This window comes from Mesorhizobium sp. M0410, from assembly GCF_040321435.1.
Classification (GTDB): domain Bacteria; phylum Pseudomonadota; class Alphaproteobacteria; order Rhizobiales; family Rhizobiaceae; genus Mesorhizobium.
This window is the reverse complement of the sequence record NZ_JAMYRN010000032.1, coordinates 35,575-47,903: the sequence shown is the minus strand read 5'-3', so window position 1 is coordinate 47,903 and position 12,329 is coordinate 35,575. Positions and strand designations below refer to the sequence as shown.

The window sequence follows — 12,329 nt, the reverse complement described above, 5'->3', positions numbered from 1 at the left end:
ATGCCGCCACTCAAGCCCGCTTGCGGGCTTGAGCAACGTGAGTTCATGGGCGTGCTTTATGGACTTCTTAGAAGTCCATGCCGCCACTCAAGCCCGCTTGCGGGCTTGAGCAACGTGAGTTCATGGGCGTGCTTTATGGACTTCTTAGAAGTCCATGCCGCCCATGCCGCCCATGCCGCCGCCGCCCATGCCGCCAGGCATGCCGCCGCCAGCCGACTCCTTCTTCGGAGCCTCCGCGATCATGGCTTCGGTGGTGACCAGGAGGCCGGCGACCGAGGCCGCGTCCTGCAGAGCCGTGCGCACAACCTTGACCGGATCGACGATACCCATGGCGATCATGTCGCCATATTCGCCGGTCTGGGCGTTGTAGCCGAAGGTCGCGCCCTTGTTCTCGAGGATCTTGCCGGCAACGATCGATGCTTCCGCACCGGCGTTGGACGCGATCTGGCGGGCCGGAGCCTGCAGCGCGCGACGCACGATGGCGATGCCCGCGGTCTGGTCGGAGTTGGCACCGGTTGCCTTGATGGTCAGCGAGGCGCGCAGCAGTGCGACGCCGCCGCCGGGAACGATGCCTTCTTCGACGGCCGCGCGGGTCGCGTTGAGGGCGTCATCGACGCGGTCCTTCTTTTCCTTGACTTCCACTTCGGTCGCACCGCCGACGCGGATCACGGCAACGCCACCGGCGAGCTTGGCGAGACGTTCCTGCAGCTTCTCCTTGTCGTAGTCCGAGGTGGTCTCCTCGATCTGCTGCTTGATCTGGGCGACGCGGCCCTGGATCTCGGCCTTCTTGCCGGCGCCGTCGACGATGGTGGTGTTCTCCTTGGAGATCGACACCTTCTTGGCGCGGCCGAGCATGTTGAGGCCGACATTCTCGAGCTTGATGCCGAGGTCTTCGGAGATGACCTGGCCACCGGTGAGAATGGCGATGTCTTCCAGCATGGCCTTGCGGCGGTCGCCGAAGCCCGGCGCCTTGACGGCAGCGATCTTCAGGCCGCCACGCAGCTTGTTGACGACCAGCGTCGCCAGGGCCTCACCTTCGACGTCCTCGGAGATGATGACCAGCGGCTTCGAGGTCTGCACGACAGCCTCGAGGATCGGCAGCATGGCCTGCAGGTTGGAGAGCTTCTTCTCGTGGAGAAGGATGTAGGCGTCTTCCAGATCCGCAACCATCTTCTCGGCATTGGTGACGAAGTAGGGCGAGAGATAGCCGCGGTCGAACTGCATGCCTTCGACGACTTCGAGCTCGGTCTCGGCGGTCTTGGCTTCCTCGACGGTGATGACGCCCTCATTGCCGACCTTCTGCATCGCTTCAGCGATCATCGAGCCGACCGAAGCATCGCCATTGCCGGCGATGGTGCCGACCTGGGCAACCTCTTCCGAGGTCTTGATCTTCTTGGCGTTCTTGATCAGCGTCGCGACGACGTCGGCAACGGCGAGGTCGATGCCGCGCTTGAGGTCCATCGGGTTCATGCCGGCGGCAACCGCCTTGTGGCCTTCCTGGACGATCGACTGCGCCAGAACGGTCGCGGTCGTGGTGCCGTCGCCGGCGATGTCGTTGGTCTTCGAAGCAACTTCGCGGACCATCTGCGCGCCCATGTTCTCGAACTTGTCTTCAAGCTCGATTTCCTTGGCGACGGTAACGCCGTCCTTGGTGATGCGCGGTGCGCCGAACGACTTGTCGATGACGACGTTGCGGCCCTTGGGGCCGAGCGTGACCTTCACCGCGTCGGCGAGGATGTTGACGCCGCGCAGCATGCGCTCACGAGCGTCGCGGGAGAATTTTACGTCTTTGGCAGCCATTTTCAGCTCCTGGCAGGGGCTTGGATTAAGCCCGAAGATTTAAATGAGGGTGAGGCCGATATTCAGCCGATGATGCCCATAATGTCGGATTCCTTCATGATCAGAAGGTCTTCGCCATTGAGCTTGACTTCGGTGCCCGACCACTTGCCGAACAGGATGCGGTCGCCGGCCTTGACGTCCAGCGGGACGAGCTTGCCGGCTTCGTCGCGGGCGCCGGAACCGACGGCGATGATCTCGCCTTCCTGCGGCTTTTCCTTAGCCGTATCGGGGATGATGATCCCGCCCGCGGTCTTGGATTCGGATTCGACCCGACGAACGACCACGCGGTCATGAAGCGGGCGGAACTTCGACTTTGCCATTTTTTATTCCTCGATGAGAATGGTGAGAACAGTTCCTCCGTCCGGCGGCGCCGGACATGTGGTTAGCACTCATCTTGGGGGAGTGCTAACGTGGCGCTGAAATAGGCTGGCAGCCCGCGCGAGTCAAGACGCCCGGTGACCATTCTCAGGACGATTGCTTCAAACGGATACTTGACTAAGTCAACTAAATGGCTGATCTTGCCGGGCAGGAGGATGCCATGACCATTCATCATCACCCAGGCAAGGAGCGGATCGACGCGGTGCGGGCCTTCAACCGCTTCTACACCCGCCAGATCGGGTTGCTCGAGGAAGGCTTGCTGAAAAGCGACTTCTCGCTGACCGAAGCCCGGGTGCTCTATGAGCTGGCGCATCGCGATGGCCTGACCGCCACCGAGCTTGCGCGCGATCTCGGCCTCGATGCCGGTTATCTCAGCCGGCTGCTGAAGAAGTTCGAGGAGCGTGATCTGGTCGAGCGCGCCACGATCGAGGCGGATGCGCGGCGCTCGTCGATCGCGCTGACCAAGGCCGGGCGGCAGGCCTTCGCGCCGCTGAACCAGGGTTCGCACGAACAGGTCGCGGCTTTGCTCGAACGGCTTTCGGCTGCCGAACAGGACAGGCTGGTCAGGGCCATGCAGACGGTGCAGCGTCTGCTGGGCGGAAGTGCCGAGCCCAAAGTTCCCTATATGCTGCGGTCTCTGCAAGTCGGCGACATCGGCTGGATCATCCATCGCCAGGGCCTGCTCTACGCGCAGGAATATGGCTGGGACGAAACCTATGAAGCGCTGGTCGCCGAAATCCTTGGTGCCTTCGTCAAATCCTTCGATCCGAAATGGGAACGCAGCTGGATCGCCGAGCGGGAAGGGGAGGTCGTCGGCTCGGTCTTCGTCGTGCGCCAGTCGGACGCGGTGGCGAAGTTGCGCCTGCTCTATGTCGAGCCTTCGGCGCGCGGTCTCGGCATCGGCAGGCGGCTGGTCGAGGAATGCATCGGCTTTGCTCGAACCAAGGGTTACAGGACACTGACGCTGTGGACCAACGACGTGCTCACCTCGGCGCGCCGCATCTACGAGGCGGCCGGGTTCAAGCTGACCGACGAGGAGCGCCACCATTCCTTCGGCAAGGACCTGGTCGGCCAGAACTGGAATTTGGAGTTATAGCAGCGCCGCAGAATTTCGAGCATCGGCCTGCGGTCGCTCAGGTCGCAGGCTTAATGTTTTGGTTCAAGCGAAAGAGATTGGTGGGGTCATACTTGTTTTTTAGCGCGGCCAGCCTCGGATAATTCTCGCGGTAAGCCGCCAGAACCCGATCAATGCCCTCTTCGCCGAGATTGTTGGCGTAGACGCCGCCGGTCGAGAACGGTCTCATTGCATCCCACAGGTCACGCGCCCATCGGATGTGCGTTTCGTCGTCAGACGGATTGTCCCAGATCGATATCGGGAAACAATCGTAAAGAGCATCTCGGTTGGCATAGGGCGTTTCATCCATCGGTACTCGCGAGATGGCGCCGCCAACCTGCTGCAGGACCAGAAGCGACTCGCGGGGTGCGGTCATGTAAGCCGCAAGCATGGCATCGATCGCCTGATCTGTGATTTCGCGCATGAACTGCGCCTTCCAGTAGTAGCGCCGCCCGCGCGGAAAGAGGCTATCCCCGGCCGATTGAATTTGAAGATAGGGGACAGGAGCAATCTGGCACTCAACCGGCGTGCCATATTCTCTCAGAGGTTGAATGATTTGCTGGCCCTCGTCGAGTGGGCCGATGTAGCACGCCGATATGCTGAAGAAGCGTTCGCCCGAGGGCGCCGTCACAAGTGCTGCATCCAGGCTCAGCTCATCCGGGGCGCCGCTCGAGAACGCATGATAGAACCGCATCGCATCGCGTGCCTCTTCGTAGCGGTATAGCATCGATCCCGCGATGAGGAGCGGACCCACGGGATGGAGCTTGTATTCGAAGGTCGTGACTATTCCGAAATTGCCGCCGCCGCCCCGGATGCCCCAGAACAAATCTGCATTTTCGGCCGCGTTTGCCGTGAGCAACCGGCCGTCCGCCGTCACGATTTCGACAGCGACAAGGTTGTCGCAGCTCAGTCCATGTTTGCGGCCAAGCTTGCCGAACCCGCCGCCGAGTGTCAGTCCGGCTATGCCGGTATCCGCGTTGACACCCATGGTCGTCGCGAGACCATGGGCCTGTGTGGCTGCGTCGAACTCGCCCAGGTTCAAGCCGGCTTCTGCGCGCGCAACACGGCGGATCGGGTCGACTTCGATCCGCTTCATGCGGGACACGTCGATCACCACGCCGCCGTCGCATACCGAACTGCCGGCGACGTTATGGCCACCGGCGCGGACGGCGACGAGGAAGCCTTGTGATCGGGCGAAGTTGACCGCCGCGACGACATCGCTGGATTCGGCGCAATAGAACACAGCCGCCGGCCTCTTATCGACCATGCCATTCCAAACTCTGCGCGCCTGGTCATAGCCAGGGTCGTCCGGAAGGATCAGATCGCCGCGGATCGCCTGCCTGAGCCGAGCGATATCTGGCGCATGCAACGTCGGCCCGGAACCATCCATAAGCTTGAACATGCTCATCGACCCTTCGCGATCCGGCACGGTTGGACAGGCCGCTTTCGTTCACCGACATGTGTCGGATCAATGATCTCATGCGGCGCCATTCGCTGCAAAATCGAATATCTCAGTCGCTGGATGAGCTAAATTCATCTAAACTGCGTGGATGAGAAAACTTCCGCCGCTCGGATCGCTTCGCGCCTTCGAAGCCGCTGCCAGGCTGATGAGCTTCAGGAAGGCCGCGACGGAACTCGGAGTGACGCCAACGGCCATCAGCCACCAGATTCGACTGCTGGAGGAGGTCTGTGGGCAACTGCTGTTCCGGCGGCGCCCACGACCGCTCGTGCTCACAGGCGTGGGCGAACGGCTATTCCCGGTAATTTGCAGCGGCTTCGACGCTTTCGCTGCGGCAATCGCATCAGCCTCGGCCGGTGTTGGCCAACGTCCGTTGCGCGTGCGAGCCCAAATGCATTTGCCAGCCGATGGCTGGTTCCGCGCCTGTCGAAGTGGCGCGAACAGCATCCGAACATTCCACTGGAGATCATCGGGACAGACGCCGTTCTGGACCTGCAAGCCGGTGACGCCGACGTTGCGATCCGCTATGCGCGCAGGATGCCGCGGGACGTTCCCGCGCAGGAAATTTTCGGGACGCATTCTTTCCGGTATGCAGCCCGGATCTGCTGGCAGGAGGACACCGACAGATCGAGCGCGCCGCCGATCTGCTGCAATACCCGCTCATCCATTTCAATTGGACGAACCGCGACCCGGAAGCGCCGACCTGGCAGCGATGGCTGGCGATCGCACGCTCGATCGATCCCAGCATCCCCAATGCCAACCGGCCATGGGACTTGAGTTTCCGCGAAGAGCTGCACGCGATTGACGCGGTAGCGGCAGGCCAAGGCATCGCTATCTGCAGCGATGTGGTCGTCAGTGGCGAACTCGAGGCTGGCAGGCTGGTCAAGGCACATGATCTCTCTCTGCCAGGCTATGGCTTTTACCTTGCTGGCGTAGCCAATCACCCCCGACAAGCGCATATCGAAGCCTTTTCCGCCTGGGTGAGATCGATAGTCTGAGCATCTGAACGCCGATCTTCCGCATGCTCGTCACAAGCGCCCGGCGTAATAAATTGCTAACCACGATCGCCCTGCACCGATTGCCATGCACACTTACCGGCTTCTGGCACAATCGGGCTCCTTGAATTATGAGCACGCTTATTATATATGTCGCTCATGGTTTCCGACGGCATCGACAGATTGGGCTTTTTGATCCACGACGTGCAGCGCCTGATGCGCAAGCGCTTCGAGGCGCGCGCCAGTGGTTTCGGCCTTTCTTCAGCGCAATGGCGGCTTCTGGTACGTGTCGCCAAGGAGGCGGGGGTCGCGCAGGCGCGGCTTGCCGAGCTTCTCGAAATCGAGCCGATCAGCGTCTCGCGTCTTGTCGATCGAATGGAGGAGGGCGGCTGGATCGAGCGCCGTCCCGACGCAACGGACAGGCGAGTGCGCATGATTTTCCCGACCGCCAAGGCGAACGCGGCCTATGCCCACGTCAAGAGCCTTGCCGGCGAGGTCTATGAGGAATCGCTCGTCGGCGTTTCGCCGGAAGATCGCCGCGTCCTGGTCAAGGCGCTGGAAACAATGGTGCAGAATCTTGCAGATGGTGAGACGCCGCCCTCGGAAAAAGTGAAGAATACGGAAGGCGCAGCAACATGAACGCGGTAGCCAAACTAGATGAGAATGCGGCCAAGCTGGAGATGGAAGCTCCCGCGAAGCCGGCGGCAGCTCCGGTGACGGTCGCTCCGCAGGTAGCTCCGGCGCCGGTGGTGCCGAAGAAGAAGCGCCGTGCCGGCCGCTTCCTTTTGATGTTTGTGCTGCCCGCTGCATTGATCGCCGGCGGCAGCTATGTCTGGGTGACCGGCGGCCGCTATCAGGAGACCGAGAACGCCAATCTGCAGCAGGCCAAGGTGTCGATAGCCGCCGATACGGCGGGCCGCATCGTTCAGGTCGACATTTTCGACAACCAGTCTGTCAAGCAGGGCGACGTGTTGTTCGCCATCGATCCCGAGCCCTATCGGATCGCGTTGGCCCAGGCCGACGCGGCGGTGGCCGGCGCGCGGCTCAATGTCGAGCAACTGCGTGCGGCCTACAGCCGGGCGCTGGCGCAGGAGAAGTCCGACGAAAGCCAGGTCCAGTACGCGCAGTCTCAATATGACCGCGCCGCCGACCTTGCCCAGAAGGGCATCAACGCCAAGTCGTCGCTGGACGAAGCCAAGAACGACCTCGACAAGGCCAAGCAGCAGCTGGCCGTAGCCCAGCAGGGGATCGTCAGCGCCAAGGCGGCACTTGGCGGCAATCCCGACATCGAAACCGACAAGCATCCGACGGTAATGGCGGCGCTCGCCGCACGCGACAAGGCGGCCTACGATCTGGTCCAGACCAAGGTCAAGGCGCCTGCCGACGGCATCATCAGCCAGGCCGCTTCGTTCAAGGTTGGCCAGTATGTCGGTTCGGGCACGCCGCTGTTTTCGCTGGTCGAGACAGGCGACACCTGGGTCGACGCCAATTTCAAGGAAACCCAGCTCACCAACATGAAGCCAGGCCAGAAGGCCGAAATCGTAGTCGATACCTATCCGGGCAAGACCTTCGAAGCCACCGTCAAGGCGATCGGCGCCGGCACCGGGGCCGAGTTCTCGCTGCTGCCTGCGCAGAACGCCACCGGCAACTGGGTCAAGGTCACACAGCGCATTCCGGTCCGCCTGGAATTGGCCGATGCCGACGCCAAGGCGGCGCTGCGCACCGGCATGAGCGCTACGGTCACGGTGGACACCGGCGTTTCCCGCGGGCTGCCGAGCATTTTCCGCGGCGCCACGGCAGGCGAGGCCAAGTAAGGAGGCCGAACAGCGGCCGCATAGCAAACAGTGAGATGGATGCAGGATTGGTCCGAAGGAGGCGCAGGAAAAGTTGAATGCGTAAACGGGCTGCGCTGTAACCTGCCTGAGCAGACAACTCCGCGCAGGATCTTCGGTTCTCAGGTTTCCGGGCGGCAGGCGCCCGCTTGTCGAGACGCTCAGTTGATGTAACCCCCACATCGATGCTCGCGTCCCACCGCGATGAGGGTCTCTCTACGGCGAGGGCCTCGCCGTCCGGAAACCCAATGTACACGTTTTTGTTACCTGCTGGAAGTTTTACGTCATGAGCAGCCCAGAACCCTTTCGCGAAGTACCGCAGCGCGGCCTGATCACAGTCGCGCTCATGCTTGCGACGATCATGCAGGCGCTCGACACGACGATCGCCAACGTTGCGCTGCCGACCATGACCGGCGATCTCGGCGCCTCCCCCGACAACATCAACTGGGTGCTGACCTCCTACATCGTTGCCGCGGCGATCATGACGCCGGTGACCGGCTGGCTTGCCGACCGCTTCGGTCGCAAGGAGCTGTTCCTGACGGCCGTGGTCGGCTTCACCGTCTTCTCCATGCTGTGCGGCATCGCCTGGAGCCTGGAGACCATCGTTTTGTTCCGGCTCATGCAAGGCGTGTTCGGCGCCGCCATCGTGCCGCTGTCGCAGACCTTCCTGCTCGACATCAACCCTAGGGAACGCCACGGCCAAGCCATGGCCATCTGGGGCGCCGGCATCATGCTGGGACCGATCCTTGGCCCGACGCTGGGTGGCTGGCTGACCGAGAACTTCAACTGGCGCTGGGTGTTCTTCATCAACCTGCCGGTCGGCATCATCGCCTTCCTCGGCATGGCGGCGTATCTTCCCAGCGTCGCCCGGCGGGTGCGCAGCTTCGGTTTCTTCGGCTTCACCATGCTCTCGCTCGGTGTCGGCGCGCTGCAGCTGATGCTCGATCGCGGCGGCGAGGTCGACTGGTTTTCCTCGATCGAGATATGGATCGAGCTCGGTCTTTCCATCACCGGCTTCTGGGTGTTCACCATTCACACATTGACGGCGGAGCACCCCTTTATCGACCCGAAGATCTTCCTCGATCGCAATTTCGTCACCGGGCTGGCGTTCATCTTTGTCATGGGCGTGCTCATCTTGGCGAGCATGTCGCTGCTGCCGCCAATGCTGTCGACCATCTTCGGCTATCCGACCCTCACCATCGGCATTGTCCTGGGACCGCGCGGTGTCGGCACGATGATCGCGATGCTGTTCGTCGGGCGGATCATGCACAGGATCGATGCCAGGATCCTCGTGGTCATCGGCTTCCTGCTGACCGCGCAATCGCTCTACACGATGTCCAGCTTCTCGCCGCAGATGGACGACTGGCTGATCCTCAGTTCCGGCGTCATCCAGGGCCTGGGAATGGGCATGGTGTTCGTGCCGCTGTCGACTGTAGCCTTCGCCACGCTCGACGCACGCTTCCGCACCGATGCCACGGCGTTGTTCAGCCTGGTGCGCAACCTTGGCTCGTCGATCGGCGTGTCGGTGGTGACGGTTTTGCTGGTACGCAACACGCAGATCAACCATGCCGAGCTTTCGGCCTACATCAATCCGTTCAATCCCAACCTCTGGGCGGCATCGCCGGCAGCGGCGGGCGGCGATCCGACGGCGCTGTCGCTGATGGATCGCATGGTCAATGTACAGGCGATGATGATCTCCTACGTCAATGACTTCAAGCTGCTGATGATGATGACGCTGCTTGCCATTCCGTTTGTTTTCCTGCTGCGCAAGCCAAAGGCCGCGCCGCCCGCCGGTGGGGCGCCTGCCGCGCATATGGACTAAGCCTCAGGGCTTACGGCAACCGCGACCGGCTCGAGGTTTCCGTTGGCTGTCCCGGTCGCGTCGCGTTGAGCCAGGTTCACCTGCCATTAGTATATCCGGACCAATATGCACTCGCTTTTGGGTTGAAGGCGAGCCTCCATTGCTTGCCTCAAGCATCAGCGGGAGGAATTGTGTTTGGCCACGAAATCATCCAGGCAAACCGCCGCAGCGCCCGAGTCCGCCAATCTGACGACGCTGGCAAAACTGGCGACTACCTCGTACGAAGTCCTCGAGCGCGAACTTCGCGCCACGATTGCGGCGCTTCAGGACCAGGCACTGCGGTTCCAGACCGCGATAGAGAACATCTCGCAAGGCATCTGTTTCTTTGACGCCGATGAACGGCTGATCCTGTGCAACCGACGCTACGCGGAAATCTATCGCCTTGCACCGGAGCAATTGCAGCCGGGTGTGGCGCTGCGCGAAATCGTCGAGCGGCGCGTCGCTGTCGGGACCTCGGCAATGAATGCGGACGCCTATCTGGGGTTGGCCCGGGCAGTCAATTCGGGCACGGCTTCGGGGAACTGGACAGCCGAGCTCGCCGATGGCCGGACAATTCAGGTCTGCCATCAACCGATGCCTGACGGCGGCTGGGTGGCCACGCACGAGGACATCAGCGAGCTCAGCGCCAATCGCTTGGTCGTTGACGAGCGTATCTCCTTGCAGACGCTGATCGACCTGGTGCCTGACTACATGTGGGTGAAGGACACCGAGAGCCGCTTCGTCGTCGCGAACCGAGCCATTGCGTCCGACAGCGGTCGGGACAGTACGAGCGACATGATCGGTCTGAGCGACTTCGACCTTCATGCGCCGGAACTTGCGCAGAAATTTCGCTTCATCGAGCAGCAACTGATGCGCGACGGACAACCGATGATCGACGAGGAAGAGTTCGTCATCGATGCGTCAGGCACCGGCAAATGGTTCCTGTCGACGAAACTGCCGTTGCGCAACGTTCAAAACAACATTTTCGGCCTCGTCGGCATTGCCCGCGACATCACTGCGCGCAAGCAGGCCGAAATCCTGCGCGACGGGCAGGCGCATATCCTCGAGATGATCGCAAAGAGCGCTCCCCTCGAAGATGTGCTCGAGCGGCTCATGCGTCTGGTCGAATCCCAACTGGCGGGGATATTCGGTTCGGTCTTGCTGCTCGACAAGGATGGCAGCCACTTGCGTCACGCCGCCGCGCCCAGCCTGGCGAGAGACTACACCGACGCCGTCGACGGCGCCGCGGTCGGCCCCGGAGCAGGGTCTTGCGGAACCGCAGTCTATCGGCGCGAGCCGGTGATCGTCGCTGACATCATGCGCGATCCGCTTTGGCAGGATTATCGCGAACTCGCGCGGCCGCACGGTTTGCGTTCATGCTGGTCGACCCCGATCCTGTCGCATCAGGGCGCCGTGCTTGGCGTCTTTGCGATGTATTCGATGACGGTGCGCGAACCGACCGAGGCCGAGACTCGCCTCATCGATTTCACCACGCGCATCGCCGGGATCGCCATCGAACGCAAACAGGCCGAAGACCGGATCCACTTCATGGCCAACCATGACGTGCTGACCGGGCTTCCCAATCGCGCCTTGTTGGAGGATCGGCTTTCACAGGCGGTCTTGTACGCCCAGCGATACGATCGCTGGGTGACGGTGGTGTTCATCGATCTGGACAATTTCAAATTCGTCAACGACACGCTCGGCCACAATGCCGGCGACGAGCTTCTGAAGACCGTCGCTAGTCGCATGGTCGACTGCGTAAGGGCGACCGATACCGTCGTGCGGCTTGGCGGTGACGAATTTGTCATCGTGCTGTTCGACCAGCCGGCGAACGTTGATCTCGTTTCCGAGACGTTGCAAAAGCTCAGGGCTGCACTTGCCGAGCCGGTTCGGCTCGGAGCACATCTGGTGCGGGCGACGGCCAGCATCGGCATTGCCAATTATCCCAAGGATGGAACGGATCCCGATACGCTGCTGGCAAATGCCGATGCGGCCATGTATCGCGCCAAGGAGTTCGGCCGCGACAATTTCCAGTTTTACGCTCCCGAGTTCAACACCAGGGCGCATGAAAAATTCGTGCTTCAGGAAGAGTTGCGAAACGCCTTGGCGCGTTCGGAATTCACGCTGCTCTACCAGCCGCAGGTGGACCTTCGGTCAGGTCGGATTTTTGCGGTCGAGGCGCTGATACGCTGGAACCATCCAACGCTTGGCACGGTAATGCCGACGATGTTCATCCCGACCGCCGAGGAGACAGGTCTGATCGTACCGATCGGCGACTGGGTTCTGCATGAGGCGTGCCGGCAGAACAAAGCCTGGCAAGACGCGGGACTGCCGCCCTTGACCGTTTGCGTGAACGTGTCGGCGCGGCAATTCAGGGAGCGCAACCTGATCGATCGCATCGTCAGCGCGCTGAAGGACAGCGGCCTGGAGGCCAGGTATCTCGAGCTGGAGGTGACCGAGAGCCTTATCATGCAGGATATCGAGCTGGCGGTCGCCACCATGAACGCCCTGCAAAGCCTGGGTGTCCAGATCTCGATCGATGATTTCGGCACCGGCTATTCCAGCCTCAGCGCACTCAAGACCTTTCCCGTGGCGCGGCTGAAGATCGACAAGTCCTTTATCAAGGATCTCGCCGCCGACGAGAACGATCAGGCCGTGGCCAGCGCGGTGATTTCATTGGGGCAAAATCTCAACCTGAGGGTCATCGCCGAGGGCGTTGAGACAGATGATCAGGTTGCTTTCCTGCGCAGGAACAATTGCGACGAAATGCAGGGCTATCATTTCAGCAGGCCGGTTTGCGCGCAGGACATCGAGGAATTGCTCGGCGGCGGCCGCAAAGACTGACGAATCGGTCGTCAGCAGGCTTCCGCCG

8 protein-coding genes and 2 pseudogenes are annotated in these 12,329 nt (G+C 61.7%); 7 read left to right on the top strand and 3 right to left on the bottom strand.

The window, feature by feature from the left end:
* Positions 1-144: 144 nt before the first annotated feature.
* Both groL and groES read right to left on the bottom strand, forming a co-directional pair.
* A complete protein-coding gene (gene groL, locus NKI63_RS28340; RefSeq protein ID WP_352649698.1) occupies positions 145-1,800 on the bottom strand; it encodes a chaperonin GroEL in 1,656 nt (551 codons plus the stop codon).
* Between the two features lie 62 nt (positions 1,801-1,862).
* On the bottom strand, positions 1,863-2,159 hold the full coding sequence (gene groES / locus NKI63_RS28335) for a co-chaperone GroES (RefSeq protein ID WP_006203049.1): 297 nt from the start codon (positions 2,157-2,159) through the stop codon (positions 1,863-1,865).
* Between the two features lie 218 nt (positions 2,160-2,377).
* Between groES and NKI63_RS28330 the strand changes: the two genes are divergently transcribed.
* Positions 2,378-3,313: a bifunctional helix-turn-helix transcriptional regulator/GNAT family N-acetyltransferase gene (locus tag NKI63_RS28330; protein WP_352508884.1), complete on the top strand. Its 936-nt coding sequence runs from the start codon at positions 2,378-2,380 to the stop codon at positions 3,311-3,313.
* Between the two features lie 37 nt (positions 3,314-3,350).
* On the opposite strand, the gene NKI63_RS28325 is transcribed toward NKI63_RS28330, so the two are convergent.
* On the bottom strand, positions 3,351-4,739 hold the full coding sequence (locus tag NKI63_RS28325; protein WP_352508885.1) for an FAD-binding oxidoreductase: 1,389 nt from the start codon (positions 4,737-4,739) through the stop codon (positions 3,351-3,353).
* A 142-nt stretch (positions 4,740-4,881) separates the two neighbouring features.
* Here NKI63_RS28325 and NKI63_RS28320 point away from each other — a divergent pair.
* The 6 genes and pseudogenes from NKI63_RS28320 to NKI63_RS28295 all read left to right on the top strand — a co-directional run.
* Positions 4,882-5,019 (top strand): annotated as a pseudogene (locus NKI63_RS28320) (LysR family transcriptional regulator); the annotation flags it as partial.
* A 77-nt stretch (positions 5,020-5,096) separates the two neighbouring features.
* Positions 5,097-5,788, top strand: a pseudogene (locus tag NKI63_RS28315) (LysR substrate-binding domain-containing protein).
* Positions 5,789-5,944: 156 nt separating this feature from the next.
* Positions 5,945-6,424 (top strand): MarR family winged helix-turn-helix transcriptional regulator, encoded by a 480-nt coding sequence (locus tag NKI63_RS28310; protein WP_352508907.1) that lies wholly within the window; start codon positions 5,945-5,947, stop codon positions 6,422-6,424.
* Positions 6,421-7,599: an HlyD family secretion protein gene (locus NKI63_RS28305; RefSeq protein ID WP_352508886.1), complete on the top strand. Its 1,179-nt coding sequence runs from the start codon at positions 6,421-6,423 to the stop codon at positions 7,597-7,599. The genes NKI63_RS28310 and NKI63_RS28305 overlap by 4 nt, the downstream gene beginning before the upstream one ends.
* 304 nt (positions 7,600-7,903) lie before the next feature.
* A complete protein-coding gene (locus tag NKI63_RS28300; protein ID WP_352823999.1) occupies positions 7,904-9,439 on the top strand; it encodes a DHA2 family efflux MFS transporter permease subunit in 1,536 nt (511 codons plus the stop codon).
* Between the two features lie 174 nt (positions 9,440-9,613).
* Positions 9,614-12,301, top strand: a complete 2,688-nt coding sequence (locus tag NKI63_RS28295) for an EAL domain-containing protein (RefSeq protein WP_352508888.1) — start codon at positions 9,614-9,616, stop codon at positions 12,299-12,301.
* The last annotated feature ends 28 nt before the right edge of the window (positions 12,302-12,329 follow it).

What these genes read in the sequence shown, in the direction of transcription:
- groL (WP_352649698.1), bottom strand. Translation starts at nt 1,800, where the DNA reads ATGGCTGCCAAAGACGTAAAATTCTCCCGCGACGCTCGTGAGCGCATG.
- NKI63_RS28325 (WP_352508885.1), bottom strand. Translation starts at nt 4,739, where the DNA reads ATGAGCATGTTCAAGCTTATGGATGGTTCCGGGCCGACGTTGCATGCG.
- NKI63_RS28305 (WP_352508886.1), top strand. Translation starts at nt 6,421, where the DNA reads ATGAACGCGGTAGCCAAACTAGATGAGAATGCGGCCAAGCTGGAGATG.
- NKI63_RS28300 (WP_352823999.1), top strand. Translation starts at nt 7,904, where the DNA reads ATGAGCAGCCCAGAACCCTTTCGCGAAGTACCGCAGCGCGGCCTGATC.
- NKI63_RS28310 (WP_352508907.1), top strand. Translation starts at nt 5,945, where the DNA reads ATGGTTTCCGACGGCATCGACAGATTGGGCTTTTTGATCCACGACGTG.
- groES (WP_006203049.1), bottom strand. Translation starts at nt 2,159, where the DNA reads ATGGCAAAGTCGAAGTTCCGCCCGCTTCATGACCGCGTGGTCGTTCGT.
- NKI63_RS28330 (WP_352508884.1), top strand. Translation starts at nt 2,378, where the DNA reads ATGACCATTCATCATCACCCAGGCAAGGAGCGGATCGACGCGGTGCGG.